Source organism: Amycolatopsis balhimycina FH 1894 (genome assembly GCF_000384295.1).
Classification (GTDB): domain Bacteria; phylum Actinomycetota; class Actinomycetes; order Mycobacteriales; family Pseudonocardiaceae; genus Amycolatopsis; species Amycolatopsis balhimycina.
Genome location: NZ_KB913037.1, coordinates 1567883 through 1585855, shown reverse-complemented (window position 1 = coordinate 1585855; position 17973 = coordinate 1567883). Strand labels below are relative to the sequence as shown.

The 17973-nt window shown below is 69.8% G+C and carries 15 protein-coding genes; 11 read left to right on the top strand and 4 right to left on the bottom strand.

Translation table 11 applies throughout. The features are described from left to right. Position 1: 1 nt before the first annotated feature. From A3CE_RS0106315 to A3CE_RS0106285, 7 genes are all read left to right on the top strand, one after another. Positions 2–1057, top strand: coding sequence for a substrate-binding domain-containing protein (locus A3CE_RS0106315; protein WP_026468214.1), 1056 nt, complete (start codon positions 2–4; stop codon positions 1055–1057). 79 nt (positions 1058–1136) lie between these two features. Further along, positions 1137–2282 carry a Gfo/Idh/MocA family protein gene (locus tag A3CE_RS0106310; protein WP_020639226.1) on the top strand — a complete coding sequence of 382 codons (1146 nt, stop codon included), beginning with the start codon at positions 1137–1139 and terminating at the stop codon, positions 2280–2282. Beyond that, complete coding sequence (locus A3CE_RS0106305) at positions 2279–3283, top strand: sugar phosphate isomerase/epimerase family protein (protein WP_020639225.1); 1005 nt, start codon at positions 2279–2281, stop codon at positions 3281–3283. The genes A3CE_RS0106310 and A3CE_RS0106305 overlap by 4 nt, the downstream gene beginning before the upstream one ends. Before the next feature lie 9 nt (positions 3284–3292). Next, a complete protein-coding gene (locus A3CE_RS0106300; protein WP_020639224.1) occupies positions 3293–4135 on the top strand; it encodes a sugar phosphate isomerase/epimerase family protein in 843 nt (280 codons plus the stop codon). Between the two features lie 19 nt (positions 4136–4154). Further along, a complete protein-coding gene (locus A3CE_RS0106295) occupies positions 4155–5132 on the top strand; it encodes a multicopper oxidase domain-containing protein (protein WP_043790711.1) in 978 nt (325 codons plus the stop codon). A gap of 88 nt (positions 5133–5220) precedes the next feature. After that, the gene (locus tag A3CE_RS0106290) at positions 5221–9090 is read left to right on the top strand and encodes a ThuA domain-containing protein (RefSeq protein WP_376741595.1); all 3870 of its coding nucleotides are present in this window, start codon (positions 5221–5223) and stop codon (positions 9088–9090) included. A 93-nt stretch (positions 9091–9183) separates the two neighbouring features. Then, complete coding sequence (locus tag A3CE_RS0106285) at positions 9184–11007, top strand: cupredoxin domain-containing protein (RefSeq protein ID WP_020639221.1); 1824 nt, start codon at positions 9184–9186, stop codon at positions 11005–11007. Between the two features lie 62 nt (positions 11008–11069). Here the strand turns inward: A3CE_RS0106285 and A3CE_RS0106280 are convergent, their stop codons facing one another. Next, complete coding sequence (locus A3CE_RS0106280; RefSeq protein ID WP_026468212.1) at positions 11070–11540, bottom strand: ArsI/CadI family heavy metal resistance metalloenzyme; 471 nt, start codon at positions 11538–11540, stop codon at positions 11070–11072. A gap of 73 nt (positions 11541–11613) precedes the next feature. Between A3CE_RS0106280 and A3CE_RS0106275 the strand changes: the two genes are divergently transcribed. Next, entirely contained in the window at positions 11614–11967 is a 354-nt protein-coding gene (locus tag A3CE_RS0106275) for an ArsR/SmtB family transcription factor (RefSeq protein ID WP_020639219.1), read from the top strand. After that, the gene (locus tag A3CE_RS0106270; RefSeq protein ID WP_020639218.1) at positions 11964–12362 is read left to right on the top strand and encodes an arsenate reductase/protein-tyrosine-phosphatase family protein; all 399 of its coding nucleotides are present in this window, start codon (positions 11964–11966) and stop codon (positions 12360–12362) included. The genes A3CE_RS0106275 and A3CE_RS0106270 overlap by 4 nt, the downstream gene beginning before the upstream one ends. A 200-nt stretch (positions 12363–12562) precedes the next feature. On the opposite strand, the gene A3CE_RS0106265 is transcribed toward A3CE_RS0106270, so the two are convergent. Continuing rightward, the gene (locus tag A3CE_RS0106265; protein ID WP_020639217.1) at positions 12563–12913 is read right to left on the bottom strand and encodes an ArsR/SmtB family transcription factor; all 351 of its coding nucleotides are present in this window, start codon (positions 12911–12913) and stop codon (positions 12563–12565) included. A gap of 46 nt (positions 12914–12959) precedes the next feature. On the opposite strand from A3CE_RS0106265, the gene A3CE_RS0106260 reads away from it, so the two are divergent. After that, the gene (locus A3CE_RS0106260; RefSeq protein WP_020639216.1) at positions 12960–14303 is read left to right on the top strand and encodes an MFS transporter; all 1344 of its coding nucleotides are present in this window, start codon (positions 12960–12962) and stop codon (positions 14301–14303) included. A gap of 22 nt (positions 14304–14325) precedes the next feature. Here A3CE_RS0106260 and A3CE_RS0106255 read toward each other — a convergent pair whose 3' ends face one another. Next, positions 14326–14967: a class I SAM-dependent methyltransferase gene (locus A3CE_RS0106255; protein ID WP_020639215.1), complete on the bottom strand. Its 642-nt coding sequence runs from the start codon at positions 14965–14967 to the stop codon at positions 14326–14328. Between the two features lie 88 nt (positions 14968–15055). On the opposite strand from A3CE_RS0106255, the gene A3CE_RS0106250 reads away from it, so the two are divergent. Next, on the top strand, positions 15056–15649 hold the full coding sequence (locus tag A3CE_RS0106250; protein ID WP_125591516.1) for a TetR/AcrR family transcriptional regulator: 594 nt from the start codon (positions 15056–15058) through the stop codon (positions 15647–15649). A 42-nt stretch (positions 15650–15691) separates the two neighbouring features. Here A3CE_RS0106250 and A3CE_RS0106245 read toward each other — a convergent pair whose 3' ends face one another. Then, positions 15692–17695, bottom strand: a complete 2004-nt coding sequence (locus tag A3CE_RS0106245; protein WP_026468211.1) for an APC family permease — start codon at positions 17693–17695, stop codon at positions 15692–15694. Positions 17696–17973: the final 278 nt, after the last annotated feature.

Genomic DNA, 17973 nt, shown 5'->3' with positions numbered 1-17973 from the left:
CATGACCGAACAATCCTTCCTCGGCCGCCGGGGATTCCTGCTGGGCGGGGCCGCCGTCGGCGCCGGTGCGCTGCTGGCCGGCTGCACGTCGAACACGCCCGCGAACTCGGAGTCGAACGCGCCGGTCGCCAACGCGGGCAACAACGCCCAGCCGGGCAAGCCGATCACCATCGGCTTCTCCGCGCCGGCCGCCGACCACGGCTGGATCGCGGCGATCACCAAGAACGCCAAGGCCCAGGCGCAGAAGTTCAGCGAGGTGAAGTTCAACGCGACCGAGGGCACCAACGACGTCAACCAGCAGATCTCCCAGGTGGAGACGCTGATCAACGCGAAGGTCAACGTCCTGGTGATCCTGCCCTTCGACGGCAAAGCGCTCACCGCGGTCGGCCAGCAGGCGATGGACGCGGGCATCCCGGTGATCAACCTCGACCGCGTTTTCGACACGCCGCTGGCGTATAGAACGTGGATCGGCGGTGACAACTACCGGATGGGCGTCAACGCGGGCAACTACATCGCCGCCGAACTCAAGAAGAAGAACGTCGCGAACCCGGTCATCGGCGAGGTCGCCGGGATCGACTCGCTGCCACTGACCCAGGAACGCAGCAAGGGCTTCAAGGACGCGTTGGGACGCGCCGGGTTCAAGGTCGGGCCGCGGGTGTCGGCGCAGTTCACGTCGGAGTCGGGGGAGCAGCAGACCGCGAACCTGCTCCAGGGCGCGCCCAAGCTGGACGCGTTGTGGAACCACGACGACGACCAGGGCATCGGCGTCAACGCGGCGATCGACACCGCGGGCCGCAAGGAGTTCATCATGGTCGGCGGCGCCGGCTCGAAGAACATGATGAACCTGATCAAGGCCGACTCCTCGCCGATCAAGGCGACGGTGCTCTACAGCCCGTCGATGGCCTCGACGGCGGTCGCGCTCGCCCGTCTGCTCGGGCAGAACAAGGGGATCGGCGACCTGGCCGAGCACGACATCCCGGCCGAGATCACCACGTACTCGGCGGTGGTGACGAAGGAGAACGTCGACCAGTACCTCGACGTCGGCTTCGATTCCTGACCGGGGCCAAGTCCGTGAATGGCACATTCACGGACTCTAAGTCCCTCGATGTGCCATTCACGGACTCCAGAGGAGGGGTATGAGCCCGGCACGGGAAACCATCGGGATCGGCATGGTGGGCCACGCGTTCATGGGTGCGGTGCATTCGCACGCCTGGCGCAGCGTGCACCGGTTCTTCGACCCACCGCTGGTGCCGAGGCTCGCCGTGCTCGGCGGCCGCGACGAGACCCGGGCCAAGGCGGCGGCGGAAAAGTACGGCTGGGACGCCGTCGAGACCGACTGGCGGAAGCTCGTCGCCCGGGACGACGTCAGCCTGGTCGACGTCTGCACACCGGGGGACAGCCACGCGGAGATCGCGATCGCCGCGCTGGAAGCCGGGAAGCACGTGCTGTGCGAGAAACCCCTGGCCAACTCGGTGGCGGAGGCCGAGGCGATGGCCGAGGCGGCGCGGCGGGCCCGTGAGCGCGGGGTACGGGCCATGATCGCGTTCAACTACCGCCGGGTGCCCGCGCTCGCCCACGCCAGGAAGCTGGTGGCGAGCGGGGCGCTCGGGGAGATCCGGCACGTCCGTTCGGTGTACCTGCAGGACTGGCTGTCGGATCCGCAGGCGCCGATGACCTGGCGGTTGCGGAAGGAGTCCGCGGGTTCGGGGGCGCTGGGCGACCTGGGCGCGCACATCGTCGACGCCGCCCAGTTCGTCACCGGGGACGTGATCACCGGCGTCTCGGCGCTGACGAACACCTTCGTGAAGCAGCGGCCGTCCGAGAACGGCGGGGCGGACGAGGTGACGGTCGACGACACCGCGTTGTTCCTGGCCCGGCTGTCCGGAGGCGCCGTGGCGACCTTCGAAGCGACCCGGTTCGCGCTGGGCCGCAAGAACGCGATGCGGCTGGAGGTCAACGGGTCGAAGGCGAGCCTGGCGTTCGATTTCGAGGCGATGAACGAACTCCAGTGGTACGCGGGCACCGGCACCGAAGCCGGGTTCCGGCGCATCCTCGTCACCGAACCGCAGCACCCCTACGTCGGCGCGTGGTGGCCGCCGGGGCACCTGCTCGGCTACGAGCACACGTTCACCCACGAGGTCGCCGACCTCCTGGACGCCATCGGCGCGGGCACCGACCCCGAGCCGGGCTTCGACGACGGCCTGCGCGTCCAGCGGGTGCTGGCCGCCGTCGAGAAGAGCGCTGCGGAAGAAGCGAACTGGACGTCGGTGGAGGAGAAATGAGCCGTCCCGTCACGTTGTTCACCGGCCAGTGGGCCGACCTGCCGTTCACCGAGGTCTGCAAGCTCGCCGCGGAGTGGGGCTACGACGGCCTGGAGATCGCCTGCTCGGGCGACCATTTCGAGGTCGACCGGGCACTGTCCGAAGAGGACTACGTGCCGGGGCGGCTGCGGCTGCTCGCCGACCACGGCCTCAAGGTGTGGGCGATCTCCAACCACCTCGTCGGGCAGGCGATCTGCGACGACCCGATCGACCACCGGCACCAGGCGATCCTGCCGTCCCGCATCTGGGGCGACGGCGAATCCGAAGGCGTCCGGCAGCGGGCGGCGGCCGAGATGGCGGACACCGCGCGGGCGGCGGCCAAGCTCGGCGTGGACACGGTGATCGGGTTCACCGGGTCGAAGATCTGGAAGTACGTGGCGATGTTTCCGCCGGTCACGCGCGATGACATCGATGACGGTTACGCGGACTTCGGCCGCCGGTGGCACCCGATCCTGGACGTCTTCGACGAGGTCGGCGTCCGGTTCGCGCACGAGGTCCACCCGTCGGAGATCGCGTACGACTACTGGACGACCAAGCGCGCGCTGGAAGCCGTCGAGCACCGGCCGGCCTTCGGGCTGAACTGGGACCCGTCGCACTTCGTGTGGCAGGACCTCGACCCGGTCGGGTTCATCCTCGACTTCGCCGACCGGATCTACCACGTCGACTGCAAGGACACCCGCAAGCGCTTCGACGGCCGCAACGGCAGGCTCGCCTCGCACCTGGCCTGGGCGGATCCGCGGCGCGGCTGGGACTTCGTGTCCGTCGGCCACGGCGACGTCCCGTGGGAGGACTGCTTCCGGGCGCTGAACTCGATCGGCTACTCCGGCCCGATCTCGGTGGAGTGGGAAGACGCCGGGATGGACCGGCTCCGAGGCGCGGCGGAGGCGGTGAAGTACCTGCGCGAGCACCTGTTCGACCAGCCGTCGGCGGCTTTCGACGCGGCTTTCAGCAACCAGAGATGAGGACGTTCCATGTGCGGTGACGAAGCTCAATCTCTTTCCCGGCGGACACTCCTGGGCGTCGCCACGGCGGCGCTCGCCACAGTTGCCCTCCCCAGCGTCGCGGACGCCGCCACGGCCCGGCGCCGGATCCCGCTCGACCGGATCAGCATCCAGCTGTACTCCCTGCGTTCGCTGCTGCAGAACGACCCCGAAGGCACGCTCTCCGCGCTGGCCGACATCGGCTACCGGAAGGTCGAGCTGGCCGGGACGTACGGCCGCAGCGCGACCGAGTTCCGCGCCATCCTCGACCGCTGCCACCTGCAGGCGTCCTCGACGCACGTCGGCATCGACGGCGACCTGAACCAGATCATCGCCGACGCGAAGATCCTCGGGAACAGCCTGGCCAACGTGCCGTACGCGAAGTTCGACACCATCGCCGAGTGGGAGGCCTTCGCCGGGCGGGTCAACACCGCCGCGGCCGCCTTCCGGAAAGCCGGGATCCCGCTCGGCTACCACAACCACGCCCACGAGTTCGCCCCGATCGGCGGCGTGCTGCCCTACGACGTCCTCACCGCGAAGACGGACAAGCGGCTCGTGCATCTGGAGATCGACCTGTTCTGGGCGGTGACCGGCGGCGCGGACCCGGTCGAGCTGTTCCGGCGGAACTTCCCGCGCGTGACGCAGTACCACGTCAAGGACATGACCGCGGACGGGCAGATGACCGACCCCGGTACCGGCGTCATCAACTTCCCGCGCATCTTCGCCGCTTCCTGCCACAACATCGGCGAGTACATCGTCGAGCACGACCAGCCCACCGACCCGCTGAACACCGCCAAGGTCGGGTTCGAATACCTCCGCACCGTGCGTTTCTGAGAGCCCCGGGGGAATCCACATGCGAGTGTCACGTCGGTCGATGCTGGCCGGAACCGCCGCGAGCGTGCTCGTCCCGGCCGTCGCGAGCGCCTCGACGGCGTCGGCCGCGGGTCTGACGCGCCGGATCACCATCTACGCCGAAGCCCTGCCCGGTGGCCTCTACGGCTACGGCCTCGAGCCGGGCAAGGCCACGATTCCCGGGCCGCTGCTGGAGATCTACGAGGGCGACACCCTCGAGATCGAACTGGTCAACACGACCGACCAGCGGCTGTCGATCCACCCGCACGGCGTCACCTACGACACCGCGTCGGACGGCGCGCCGCTCAACGCGTCCTTCAACGGCCCGCGCGAGACCCGGACCTACACCTGGCGCACCCGGGCCCGTTACGAGGCCAGTGGCGGGTTCTGGATGCCGGGCAGCGCCGGCTACTGGCACTACCACGACCACGCGATGGGCACCGACCACGGCACCGCCGGTCTCGCGCGCGGGCTCTACGGCGGGCTGATCGTGCGCCGGCGCGGCGACCTGCTGCCCAGCAAGCAGTACACCGTCGTCTTCAACGAAATGATGATCAACCACGAGATGGCGCCGGACACGCCGATGTTCGAGGCGCGCCTCGGCGAGCGCGTCGAGTGGGTCTGCATCGGGTACGGCAGCCTGCCGCACACGTTCCACCTGCACGGGCACCGCTGGGCCGACACCCGCACCGGGATGCTCGGCAGCGCCGCTGACAACGCTGCCATCGTCGACAACAAGAACCTCGACCCCGGCAGTTCGTTCGGCTTCCAGGTGATCGCCGGCGAGGGCGCCGGGCCAGGGGCGTGGATGTACCACTGCCACGTCCAGACCCATTCCGACGGCGGGATGGTGGGCCTGTTCCTGGTCCGCAACGCCGACGGCGGCATGCCCGACGGCGCCCAGGACGCGATCGACCGGTTCAAGCAGCACGGCCATTCCGGGCACGACATGAATCCCGACGCCCACACGCACGCCTAGGAGGGGAGCCATGAAAAGACGTTGGTTCGGAAAGCGCGGCGCACTCGTGCTCGCCATCGGCTCGGTTCTGGCGGCCGGGGCTCCGCTGATGGCGATGCCCGTGGCCCAGGCCGCGCCCGCCGCGGTGAACGTGCCGGTGAACGTGCTGGTCTTCCACGGCGCGGCGGCCGGCCAGAAGGACCCGGTGGTCCGCGCGGCGGACGCGATCGCGCGGCTGGGCGCGGACAACGGCATCACGGTCACCGCCTCGCAGGATCCCGCCGTGTTCAGCACGGCCAACCTGGCTCGCTACCGCGGTGTGGTGTTCCTGTCCGCGCAAGGGGTGACGCTCGGCCGTGAGCAGGAAGCCGCGCTGCAGGCCTACATGAAGGCGGGCGGCGGTTTCCTGGGCATCTCCGACGCGGCCCGCGCGCAGGACTCGTCCCAGTGGTTCACCGGCTTGATCGGTGCCCGCCCGGTCGGTGCCCGCCCGACGCCCGAGGCGGTGGCGGCGGTGACCGCGAGCGGGGAGAACCCACCCAACGAAACCAAGGAGAAGCTGGCCGACAACAACGAGAACACCAAGTGGCTGACGTTCGCGACGACCGGCTGGGCCGCCTACAAGATGGCCGCGCCGGTGGCCGTCAGCAGCTATGCGCTGGTGTCGGCGAACGACTTCCCGGGCCGGAACCCGAAGAACTGGACCCTGCAGGGTTCCGCGGACGGCACCACCTGGACCGACTTGGACACGCGCACGAACGAGACGTTCACCGATCCGTTCCAGACCCGGACGTTCACCTTCGCCAACACGACGGTCTACCCGAACTACCGGCTGAACATCACCGCGAACGCCGGTGAGCCGATCATCCAGCTCGCGGACCTCAAGCTGTTCAAGGACACCTCGACGACCCCGCCGCCGCCCGAGCCGGCGCCGCAGCAGGCTGTCGTCGACGTCCTCGACGCGCATCACCCGGCCACCGCCGGGCTGCCGCAGAACTGGACACGGACCGACCGCTGGCTCAACTGGGAAAGCAACCCGGTCGGCACCGTCCACACCGTGGCGCAGGTCGAGGAGAAGGGCTACCAGCCCGGCGTGGGTGCGAACGGCGCGTTCCACCCGATCTCGTGGTGCCGTGACTACGACGGCGGCCGCTCCTTCTACACCGGCATGGGCCGCACCGAGGCGTCCTACGGCGAAGGGCAGTTCCGCGACCACCTGCTCGGCGCGCTGCGCTGGACGACCGGGATGGTGCGTGGCGACTGCCAGGCCGGGATCGCCGCGAACTACAAGGTCGAGCGGCTGACCGGCAAGAACGCGGCCGGGCAGCTCGACCAGATCGGCGAGCCGCACGGGCTGACGATCGCGCCGGACGGCAAGGTGTTCTACATCGGCAAGGCGGCCTGCCCGACCGGGCCGATCGTCAGCTGGGACGACCCGAACGTCGGCCTCGGCTGCGGCACGATCCACCTGTGGGACCCGGCCACCAAGAAGCCGAAGCTGCTCACGACCCTGCCGGTGATGGGCAACCGTGGCAGCGGCGACGAGCTCGTCAAGAACGAAGAGGGCCTGCTCGGGCTGACGCTGGACCCGAAGTTCGCCGAGAACGGCTGGATGTACGCCTACTGGATGCCGCACGAGTCGATCGACCGCGACAAGCGGATCGGCAAGCGCACGGTCTCGCGGTTCACCTACAACGCGACCGCGCAGTCGCTCGACCAGGCCACCCGCAAGGACCTGCTGTCCTGGGACGTGCAGATCCACAGCTGCTGCCACGCCGGCGGCGGCATGGCGTTCGACAAGGACGGCAACCTCTACGTCGGGTCCGGGGACAACAACTCCTCGGGCGGCTCGAACGGCTACTCGGGCAACAACTGGACGCTCGACTACAAGGGCGTTTCGTTCCAGGACGCGCGTCGCACGGCGGGCAGCACCAACGACCTGGACGGCAAGATCCTGCGCATCCACCCGGAGGCGAACGGCACGTACACGATCCCGCCGGGGAACCTGTTCCCGAACGGGCCCGCGGACAAGACGCGCCCGGAGATCTACGTGATGGGTGTCCGCAACATCTCCCGCCTGCAGATCGACCCGGTGCACAACTGGATGACCGCGGGCTGGGTCGGCCCGGACGCGTCGTCGCCGAGTCCCGAGCTCGGGCCGGCGAAGTACGAGACGGCGACGATCATCACCGAGGCGGGCAACCACGGCTGGCCGTACTGCATGGGCAACCGGCAGCCCTATCGCGACCGCAGCAGCACGAACGCCGCGGAGCTCACCGGCTGGTACGACTGCGACAACCCGGTGAACACCTCGCCGCGCAACACCGGCCTGGTGACGCTGCCGCCGATCAAGGACAACATGATCTGGTACGCGCCGGACGGCGGCGGCCCGGTGTTCCCGAAGCGGCCGGGGACGTCCATCCCGACCTACAACGCGGCGGACGCCACCTACACCCAGCCGTACCTGCGGGGTGGCAGCCAGGCGATCATGTCCGGGCCGACGTACCACCGCTCGCTGGTCAACCCGAACAGCGGCGTCGCGTGGCCGGAGTACTGGGACAACAAGTGGTTCATCGGTGACGAGGCCAACTCCCAGAACCGGGTCGCGGTGACCGTCGACCCGGCGGGCGTGCCGACGCACCAGCCGCCGGTGTTCGCCGAGACGTTCCGGCAGATCATCCCGGGCGGCGCGGGTGACACCCGGGTGCAGAGCTGGATGGACGCCAAGTTCGGCCCGGACGGTGCGCTGTACGTGCTCGACTACGGCAATGGGTTCTTCTCCCTGGACGCGAACCAGAAGCTGCTCAAGATCAGCTACACCGGCGGCGCGCCGACGCCCGCGCCGGCGGCGTCGTCGACGATGGTGCAGAACAAGGCGCTGACGGCGGCGTTCACCGGGTCGAAGTCCGGTGGCGTGTCCTACCGGTGGGAGTTCGGCGACGGCTCGGTGTCCACGCAGGCCGACCCGCGGCACACCTACCCGCGCACCGGCTTCTTCACCGCCAAGCTCACCGTCACCTACGCGAACGGCGAGACGGTGACGACCCGGACGTCGGTGAACGTCGGCTGCGCGGTGGCCGACCCGAGTCCGGTGGTGACCTTGGGCGACACCCTCACGAAGGTGGTCAACCGCAACGCCGGCGGTGGCTGCACGGTCGACGACTTCATCGACGACGAAAGCACGTGGAGCACGCACGCGGCGTTCGTCAACCACGTCGAGCAGGCCACCGGCACGCTCTCCGACCTCGGGGTGCTCAACGACGACGAGGTGGCGGAACTGAACGCGGCCGCCGAAGCGTCGCCGATCGGGAAGCCGGGCACGACGGGCTATGACGCGCTCTTCGACGGCACGGCGCAGTCGCTGCGGGCGTGGGAGCAGGCCCCTTCGGGGCAGTTCACCCTCCAACCCGACGGGTCGATCCGCTCGGCCGGCGGGCTGGGCATGCTGTGGTACGCGCAGCGGCAGTTCGGCGACTTCTCGGTGAAGGTGCAGTTCAAGGACATCGCCCCGGATCCGAACCGGGCCAACAGCGGCGTGTTCGTCCGGTTCCCGGACCCGCGGACACCCCTGGACCAGCGGCCACCGGGCAGCTGCGGCACGGTCGGATCGGCGCGGACGTCGCAGGCCTGGGTCGCGATCTACTGCGGCCACGAGATCCAGATCTACGACGGCGACACCGGCGAGCCGCAGAAGACCGGGTCGGTCTACAACTTCGACCCGCGCCCGATCGACCAGGCGGGCGCGCGGCCGAAGGGGACGTGGAACGAGTACGAGATCAAGGTCGTCGGGCAGCACTACACGATGACCCGCAACGGCGTGGTGATCAACGAGTTCGACAACACGCCCGGCCAGCAGTCGTCGCGCGCGGGTGACCCGCCGACCGACCTGCGGCAGTTCGTCAGCGGGTTCATCGGGCTGCAGAACCACAGCGACGACGACCTGATCGAGTTCCGCAACATCCGGGTGCGGCAGCTGTAGCACTCGTCGAGTGTCTTGAATGACTCATTCAGGTCCCCGGAGGTCCTGAATGAGTCATTCAAGACGCCACTCCTCCCAGGAAGGTCTTCGGCGATGTCCCCACGACTGATCGCGGCGCTGCTCGCCGCTGTCCTGGCCGTGTTCGGGCTGGCGACGCCCGCGGTGGCGGCGCCGGTCCAGACGCTCACCTGGACCGCGAACAACAGCACCACCGAATACGCCTCCGCGCCCACCGGCGCGCTGCCCGGCGAGACCACCATCGTCTTCGAGAACAGCGAAGCCACCGGCAACACGACCGGGATGTCGCACACGCTGACGTTCGACACCTCGACGCCGGGCTACAACCACGATGTCTCACTGAACGTCCTGGCCAACCCGTTCGACCCCACGAACGGCCGGCACGAAGCCGTCGTGACGCTCACCCCGGGCAAGTACCGGTACTTCTGCGCCATCCCCGGGCACACGGCGATGGTGGGCGAGTTCGTCGTGTCCGGCGGCGGAGGCGACACGACTCCGCCGACCGTGACTGCTTCCGTGACGGGAGAGAAAGATCCGTCCGGCAGCTACCTCGGGTCCGCCACGGTGACGCTTTCCGCGACGGACGCGGGGTCAGGGGTGGCTTCGGTCGAGTACCAGCTCGACGGCGGCACGTGGACGACCTATGCGGGGCCGGTGGTGGTGTCCACCGTGGGCGCGCACATGCTGCACCACCGGGCGACCGACGTCGCCGGCAACACGTCCGCGGAAGGGATGGCGCACTTCACCGTCGTCGCGCGGCCGGGGGACACGACCCCGCCCGCGGTGACCGCTTCGATCACCGGTTCCCAGGACCCGTCGGGCAACTACGTCGACGTCGCGACGGCCCGGATCACCGCGACGGACGCCGGATCCGGTGTGGCCTCCGTGGAGTACCAGCTGGACGGGGGCGCCTGGACCGCCTACACCGCTCCGGTCGCCGTGACCGCGGCGGGGATGCACATGCTGCACTACCGGGCCACCGATGTCGCGGGGAACGTCTCACCGGAGGGCATGGCGCACTTCACGGTGGTGAAGAGCGACACGACCGCGCCGGTCGTCTCGGCTGCCGTGGCGGGTAACCAGGACGGCTCCGGGAACTACGTCGGCAAGGCGGTCGTCACGGTCACGGCTTCGGACGCGGGTTCCGGGGTCGCCTCGGTGGAGTACCGCGTGGACGGTGGGGCCTGGACCGCCTACACTGCCCCGGTTCCGGTGGCCGTGGTGGGCGCGCACACGGTGGAGTTCCGCGCTTCCGACGTCGCCGGGAACACGTCCGGAGTGGGGAGCGTGGCCTTCACCGTGGTCGCCGGCGGGGACACGACCGCGCCGACGGTGTCGGTGCAGGTCACCGGCAGGCAGGACGGCGGCTGGAACTACGTGGGCCAGGCGACCGTGACGCTGACCGCGGCCGACGCGGAGTCCGGTGTGGACTTCATCGAGTACAAAGTGGACAGTGCGGTGTGGACGCGGTACTCGGCGCCGGTGGTCGTGTCCGCGCTCGGGGCGCACACTGTGCGTTCGCGAGCCACGGACGTCGCCGGTAACGTCTCGGCGGAGGTGGCGGGGGCGTTCACGGTGGTCGCGGCCGCGCCGCCGCCGGACGCGTGCCCGTCCTCGGACACCCGGGAGACGGTGGTGATCGGCGGGATCGACAGCCAGGTCGAGAACATCGACATCGGCAACGGCTGCACGATCAACGACGTCATCGACGAGAACGCGGAGTACGTGTCGCACGACCGGTTCGTGAAGCACGTGAAGGCGGTGACCCAGGAGCTCGTGGCCAACGGCGTGCTGTCCACGGGCGACCGCAACCGCATCGTGACGGCCGCGATCGAGTCCGGCATCGGCGGCGCGCCCGCCGGTGCCGGCCCCGACGTCAAGAAGCGGTTGAAGCGGTGACTCACGAAGTCGGCGAAAGCCGGAGCCGGTGCGCCCCTCGATTGCGCACCGGCTCCGGGCCTTCAGCTGCAGCAGCCCGCCGGCTTGGCCGTCGCGCCGGTCTCGGCGTCCGGTGGGCAGCACGTCGCTGGGGTGAGCAGCGCGGCGCTGTCGGTGCCGTACGTCGTCGAGTCGCCCTTCACCGTGTAGACCTCCCACGGTTCCTTGCCGGGGCCGTGCACCCACACCTTGTCCTGCACCGCGTAGCAGCAGGTGGTGTCGTCCTCGGTGAGCGTCTCGAGGCCTTCGCCGGTGAGACGCTGGGTCGCCGCGTCGACCTGGTCGGTGGACTCGACCTCGACGCCGAGGTGGTCCAGCACCGTCTCCTGGCCCGGCTCGCCCTCCAGGAGCACCAGCTTCAACGCGGGCTCCTCGATCGCGAAGTTCGCGTAGCCGGGCCGGAGCTTCGCCGGTTCCGTCGCGAACAGCTTCGAGTAGAAGTCGATCGATCCCGCCAGGTCTCCGACCCGCAAGGCCAGCTGTACCCGTGACATCTTCGCCACCTCCTTGGATAGACATTTGTCGAAGTAGATTGCCGCCCATGTCCAAGCCTGTCAATATAGAGGGATGTCGAAGCAACTGCCGCTCGTCGCGATGGACGCCTGCTGCGCCCCCCTGGCGAGGGAGCCCCTGACGCAGGACCAGGCGGTCGAGCTGTCGCAGCTGTTCAAGGCCATGGCCGACCCGGTGCGGCTGCGGTTGCTCTCGCTGATCGCGTCCCACGCCGGCGGTGAGGCGTGCGTGTGCGACCTGACCGACGCCTTCGACCTGACCGGCCCGACCATCTCCCACCACTTGAAGGTGCTGCGCGAGTCCGGGCTGATCACCGGGGACCGGCGCGGCACCTGGATCTACTACCGCGTGCACCCCGAGGTGCTGGCGCGGCTGTCGTCGGTGCTCACGACGACGGAGTTCTCGTGACCGGCAAGCCTGAGGTTCTCTTCGTCTGCGTGCACAACGCCGGCCGCTCCCAGATGGCCGCCGCGCTGCTCGCTCACCACGCCGACGGCGCGGTCGACGTCCGTTCGGCCGGCTCCGCGCCCGCCGGCAGCGTCAACCCCGCCGTGCGCGAGGCGATGGCCGAGATCGGGCTCGACCTGTCCCGGGAGGTCCCGAAGAAGCTGACGACCGAGGCGGTCGAGGCCGCCGACGTCGTGATCACGATGGGCTGCGGCGACGCCTGCCCGGTGTTCCCCGGCAAGCGGTACCTGGACTGGCAGCTCGACGACCCCGCGGGCAGGGGCGTCGAGGACGTCCGGAGGATCCGGGACGAGATCGATCGCCGGGTGCGGGAGCTGCTCGCCGAGCTCCGTTGAGCCGCGGGGAGCCGCGTCAGCCGAGGGGCAAGGTCAGCCGCCGCGGTGGAAGTCGAAGTGCCGGGCGGGGAACCGGTACACGTCGGCCAAGGTCACGTGGTCCCGGAAGAACGGGTCCCACCGGGTGGGCCATCCTGCCCACCGTCGAAGTGTCCACCGCGGACGCGGACGCCGCCAGTGCCTTCGCAGGCAACCCGGCGTCAGTCGTGGTCCGGGATGCCGTGGAGGTGGTGGTCCGCGGCGTTCATGACTTCGGCCAGCAGGCGGCGCACATGGCCGCCGCGGGCTCGGTAGTGGGTGTGGCGGCCGTCGCGGCGCAGGCTCACCAGCCCGGCGAGCCGGAGCTTCGCCAGGTGCTGGGACACCGCCGGGCGCGCGATCCCGACCGCCGCGGCCAGCGACGCGACGTCGTACTCGTCGCCGCTGAGCAGCCACAGCATCCGCAGCCGGCCGGGATCCGCCAGCATCCGCAGGGCCGTGGAGGCGGCTTCGACCTGGTCGGCGGGTGGAAGCTGCGCCCACTGCGCACCGGAATCGTCATGTGCGTACATGTGCACCTATCATGGAGGGACAGTCGTCGTCGCCCAGGAGTTTCGCGTGGCCCTGTCCTTGTTCCGGCACCGGGACTACCGGCACCTCTTCACCGCCCAGCTCGTGGCGCTGTTCGGGACCGGGCTGACCACCGTCGCGCTGGGGCTGCTGGCCTACGACTTCGCGGGTGCCGGCGCGGGGGCCGTGCTGGGAACCGCGCTGGCGATCAAGATGGTCACCTACGTGACGGTCGCCCCGCTGGCCGGCGCCTACGCGGACCGGGTGCCGCGCCGGGTGATGCTGGTCTGCCTGGACCTCGTGCGGGCGCTCGTCGTGCTCGCGCTGCCGTTCGTGGACCGGATCTGGCAGGTCTACGCCCTGATCGTGGTGCTCCAGTCGGCCTCCGCGGCGTTCACCCCGACCTTTCAGGCCGTGCTGCCGGACATCCTGCCCGGCGAGCGCGACTACACCCGTGCGCTGTCGGCTTCGCAGCTCGCCTCGACGATGGAGAGCCTGCTGAGCCCGGTGCTCGCGGCGGCCGCGCTCAGCGTCGTCAGCTTCCACTGGCTGTTCACCGGCACGTCGGCCGGCTTCCTGGTTTCGGCGGTGCTCGTGGTCACCACCCGCATCCCGGACGCGGTCCGGAGCCACCGCGGTGGGGCGTGGGACCGCACGCTCGCCGGGGCGCGGATCTACGCCGCGACACCTCGGCTCCGCGGTGTCATGGGGTTCAACCTCGTGGTCGCCGCGGTCGGGTCGGTGGTCATGGTCAACACCGTCAACTACGTCCGGGACGAGCTCGGCCGCGGTCAGGCCGATGTCGCCGTGCTGCTGGCGGCCAACGGCGTCGGCACGGTGCTGGTCGCGCTGCTGCTGCCGCGGGTGCTCGACCGGGTCCGCGAACGCACGGTGATGCTCGCCGGGGCGGCCGTGCTCCTGGCCGGGATCGCCGGAGCGATCCCGCTGTCCATGGTGGCCGGCGGCAGCTGGTTCGCCGCGTTGGCGGTGTGGGTGACCGTCGGGCTCGGCACCGGTCTCGTCCTGACGCCGGTGGGCCGGGTGCTGCGCCGATCGAGCACCGCGGCGGACCGGCCGGCTGTGTTCGCCGCGCAGTTCTCCCTTTCGCACGCCTGCTGGCTGGTGGCGTATCCGATCGCCGGCTGGCTGGCCACCGAAGCCGGTTTCGGCGTGACGTGGATCGTGCTCGCCGGGCTCGGAGTCGTCGGCGCCGTCGTCGCGATCCGGGCGTGGCCGCGATGCGACCGCGATGTCCTCGAGCACGTCCACGACGGCACCGGCGACCCCGGGCACCTCGCGGACGCGACCGAGATCGCTGCCGGTGTGTGGCAGCACCGCCACGAATACGTCATCGACCGCGAGCACGACCGCTGGCCCGCGCTGGTCCGCTGAGCCGGCGGTCCGTTGTGGACGGTCAGGCTGTCGCGCTGACGTAGTGGAGGATGCCGAGCGTGCCTTCGTCGTCCACGGTGAACCCCGTGTCCCGCACCAGGCCGACGAGCCGCCGGTCCGGGGCGTCCAGCATCCGCGGGCCCGTCAGGGCGCCGACCAGCCGCCGCATCACCCGGGACGTCGGCGGCCGGAAATCCGCGAGCAGCAACCGGCCGCCCGGCCGCAGTACCCGGTGCATCTCGCGCAGCGCGGCCGGCTGGCCGGCGTCCGGCACGTGATGCAGCATCAGGCTGGACAGCACGACGTCGAACTCCGCGTCGCCGCAGGGGAGTGCTTGCGCCGTTCCGGCTTCGAAGCGGCACGACGGCGTACCGGCCACGCCGCGCGCGTACTTGACCATGGCCTCGGACGCGTCGACGCCGAGCACCGACCCGCCCGGTGCCACGGCGTGCGCCGCGAGCCCGGCCAGGTAGCCGGTCCCGCAGCCGACGTCGAGGACGCGGTCGCCCGGCTGCGCGCCGGACCGCCGCACCAGTTCGCGATAGCGGCGTCCGCGGGTCACGAACCCGATTCTGCTGCCGAGTTCGTACAGCCTCGCCTGGGTGATCAACGCGCCGTCGGCGCGCTCGCCGCCGTGTCCGGTCAGCAGTCTGCCCAGTGCCATCCCGGCCTCCTTTACTTAGTGACGACTAAGTCGTCCCGCTAACTTAGCTGCAACTAAGTAGGAGGGCAAGGGCGGTTACGATGACCACGTGACCCGAAGCCGGACGCGCATGACCGCCGGACAACGCCGCGAAACGATCCTCGTCGCGGCGACGGCGGCGTTCGCCGAGCACGGCTACCAGCGGGCGAAGGCGTCCGAGATCGCCGCCCGGGTCGGGGTCAGCGAACCGGTGGTCTTCCAGAACTTCGGCTCGAAGGCGGAGCTGTTCGCCGCGGTTCTGGAGCAGGCCGCCGGCACCGCGGTCACCTTTCTCACCGCGCTCACCTCCGGAGACCGCGCTGTCTCGGAGGTCCTGCGTGCACTGCTGGCGCCCGAGCACCTCGACGCCCTGCACGCGCCCGGCGCCCTCGGCGTCCTCTTCGTGGAGGGCACGGCCTCGGGCTCGGACCCGGTCGTCCGGCAGGCCGCGCGCACGGCGATCCGGCGGGTGGCCCGCGGTTTCGCCGGCCTGCTGGAAGCGGGACGGCGGGCGGGCGACCTGCGTGCCGACCTCGACCCCGACGTCGCCGCGTGGTCACTGATCTCGTTCGTCGCCTCGCGGGCGCTTCGCCGGGCTGTCGTCGACGACCCGGACATCGAGGGTCGCTTGGTCGAATCGCTCCTGGCGCAGCTTCGTCCGTAGCGAAGCCGTCCCTCGTCCCGACACCGTCTGGCAGATCGAGGGTCAGGAGCGGCGCTGCGTCGTGACGCCGCGCCGGATGTCGCCGGGCAGCGGGCGGACGCGCTGGAGGTCGCGGCGGGTGGTGGAGTGCAGCTGCCACGGGACGCTGGTCACCATGACACCCGGCTCGAACAGGAGCCGGCCCTTCAGACGCAGTGAGCTCTGGTTGTGGAGCACGTTTTCCCACCAGCGGCCGACGACGTACTCCGGGATGTAGACGCACACGACGTCGCGGGGGCTGGCGCGGCTGAGGTTCTTGACATAGGCCACGACCGGCCGGGTGATCTCGCGGTAGGGCGATTCGAGAACCTTGAGCGGAATCTTCATGTCACGTTGTTCCCACTGCCGCTGCAGTTCGCGGGTGTCGTGGTCCTCGACGTTGACGGTGATCGCGGTGAGGGTGTCCGGCCGGCTCGCGCGGGCGAACGCGATCGCGCGCTGGCTCGGTTTGTGCAATGTGGACACCAGCACGATGGCGTGGACCCGGCTGGGCAGCAGCTCGCTCTCGTCGTCGGGCAGCAGCTCGTCGCGGACGTGGGTGTAGTGGCGGTGGATCCCCCGCATGAGCAGGTACAGCACCGGGATGGCGATCACCACGAGGTAGGCGCCGTGGGTGAACTTGGTGATCATCACGACCGCCAGGACCACGGCGGTGAGCACCGCGCCGACGGCGTTGATCAGCCGCGAGCGCTGGATCGACAGGCGTGCCCGGGTGTCGGTCGCGGCGGCGAGTTCGCGGTTCCAGTGCCGGACCATGCCGGCCTGGCACAGCGTGAAGGACGTGAAGACGCCGAGGATGTAGAGCTGGATCAGCCGGGTGGTCGAGCCGTCGAACGCGAAGATGAGCACGCCGGCGATGACCGCGAGCGCGACGATGCCATTGGAGAACGCCAGCCGGTCGCCGCGGGTGTGCAGCTGCCGCGGCAGGTAGCGGTCCTGCGCCAGGATCGAGGCCAGCAACGGGAAGCCGTTGAACGCGGTGTTCGCGGCGAGGATCAGGATCAGCGCGGTGGTGGCCTGCATGAAGTAGAACAGCGCCGAATGGTCGCCCCCGAACACCGCGGCGGCGATCTGGCTGATCACGGTGCGCTGCGGGTCGGTGGTGCAGTCGCCGCGGAACCCGGCGAGGTCGCAGGTGTTCTCGGCGATCCGGACGCGGGCGATCATGGCAAGGGCGGTGATGCCGCCGAACATCACCACGGCGATCACGCCCATCGCGGTCATCGTGCGGGCGGCGTTGGCGCTCTTGGGTTTGCGGAACGCGGGGACGCCGTTGGAGATCGCTTCGACGCCGGTGAGCGCGGTACAACCGGAGGAGAACGACCGCAGCAGCAGGAAGACCAGCGCGAGACCGGTCAGTCCCACCTGTTCCGGGCGGACCTCGTAGCCGGCGCTTTCGGCGACCGGGGCGTGGCCCGCGACGGCCCGGCCGAGGCCCAGCGCGATCATCAGCACGACCCCGCCGATGAACAGGTACGTCGGGAGCGCGAAGGCACGCCCGGACTCGCGGATGCCGCGCAGGTTCATCGCCATCAGCACCAGGACGAACCCGAGGTTCAGGACGATCCGGTAGTCGTTGAGCCCGGGGACGGCGGAGATGATGTTGTCCACTCCGGACGCGACCGACACCGCGACGGTCATGATGTAGTCGACCATCAGCGCGCCCGCGACGACCAGGCCCGCGGATCTGCCGAGGTTGCGCGAGGCGACCTCGTAGGAGCCGCCCCCGCTGGGGTAGGCCTTCACGACCTGCCGGTAGGACAGCACGACGACGGTCAGCAGGACGGCGACCGCCAGGCCGATCCACGGCGCGAGTGTCAGGTAGGCGAGGCCGCCGATGGACAGGATCAGCAGGATTTCCTGGGTCGCGTAAGCGACCGACGACAGCGGGTCGCTGGCGAAGATCGGCAGCGCGAGCCACTTGGGCAGGAGGGTCTCGCCGAGGGTGTCGCTCCGGAACGGCCGTCCGAGTACCAGCCGTTTGAGCCATGACGTGGGTGCTGGCACGTACCGCAGCGTGCATCGCGCGCCGGCGAACCGGCGTACGGATTTCGTCAAGATTCGAGTCGCCGCGTAGAGAATCCGTCAACGAAGTCCGGAATGGACGTCAGGGTTGCGTCAACGACAGGCTCGGCGGCCGCCCCGGGACGGGCGAAGACGTGATCGTTCAAGGGTGGCCCCGAATTCCGGCCGAGGCGAGCTGTTCACGTGGCCGAAGCCGAGTTGTGACCAAGTCCGGAATGGACATTCGGGGTGCGCTCCGTCAAGAACGCGTCAACGCGCCG

Excerpts from the sequence above, each read along its gene's own strand:
- A3CE_RS0106290 (WP_376741595.1), top strand. The coding sequence starts at position 5,221 with ATGGCGATGCCCGTGGCCCAGGCCGCGCCCGCCGCGGTGAACGTGCCG.
- A3CE_RS0106275 (WP_020639219.1), top strand. The coding sequence starts at position 11,614 with ATGTCGAAGCAACTGCCGCTCGTCGCGATGGACGCCTGCTGCGCCCCC.
- A3CE_RS0106265 (WP_020639217.1), bottom strand. The coding sequence starts at position 12,913 with ATGTACGCACATGACGATTCCGGTGCGCAGTGGGCGCAGCTTCCACCC.
- A3CE_RS0106300 (WP_020639224.1), top strand. The coding sequence starts at position 3,293 with ATGTGCGGTGACGAAGCTCAATCTCTTTCCCGGCGGACACTCCTGGGC.
- A3CE_RS0106255 (WP_020639215.1), bottom strand. The coding sequence starts at position 14,967 with ATGGCACTGGGCAGACTGCTGACCGGACACGGCGGCGAGCGCGCCGAC.
- A3CE_RS0106280 (WP_026468212.1), bottom strand. The coding sequence starts at position 11,540 with ATGTCACGGGTACAGCTGGCCTTGCGGGTCGGAGACCTGGCGGGATCG.
- A3CE_RS0106310 (WP_020639226.1), top strand. The coding sequence starts at position 1,137 with ATGAGCCCGGCACGGGAAACCATCGGGATCGGCATGGTGGGCCACGCG.
- A3CE_RS0106295 (WP_043790711.1), top strand. The coding sequence starts at position 4,155 with ATGCGAGTGTCACGTCGGTCGATGCTGGCCGGAACCGCCGCGAGCGTG.
- A3CE_RS0106285 (WP_020639221.1), top strand. The coding sequence starts at position 9,184 with ATGTCCCCACGACTGATCGCGGCGCTGCTCGCCGCTGTCCTGGCCGTG.
- A3CE_RS0106305 (WP_020639225.1), top strand. The coding sequence starts at position 2,279 with ATGAGCCGTCCCGTCACGTTGTTCACCGGCCAGTGGGCCGACCTGCCG.
- A3CE_RS0106315 (WP_026468214.1), top strand. The coding sequence starts at position 2 with ATGACCGAACAATCCTTCCTCGGCCGCCGGGGATTCCTGCTGGGCGGG.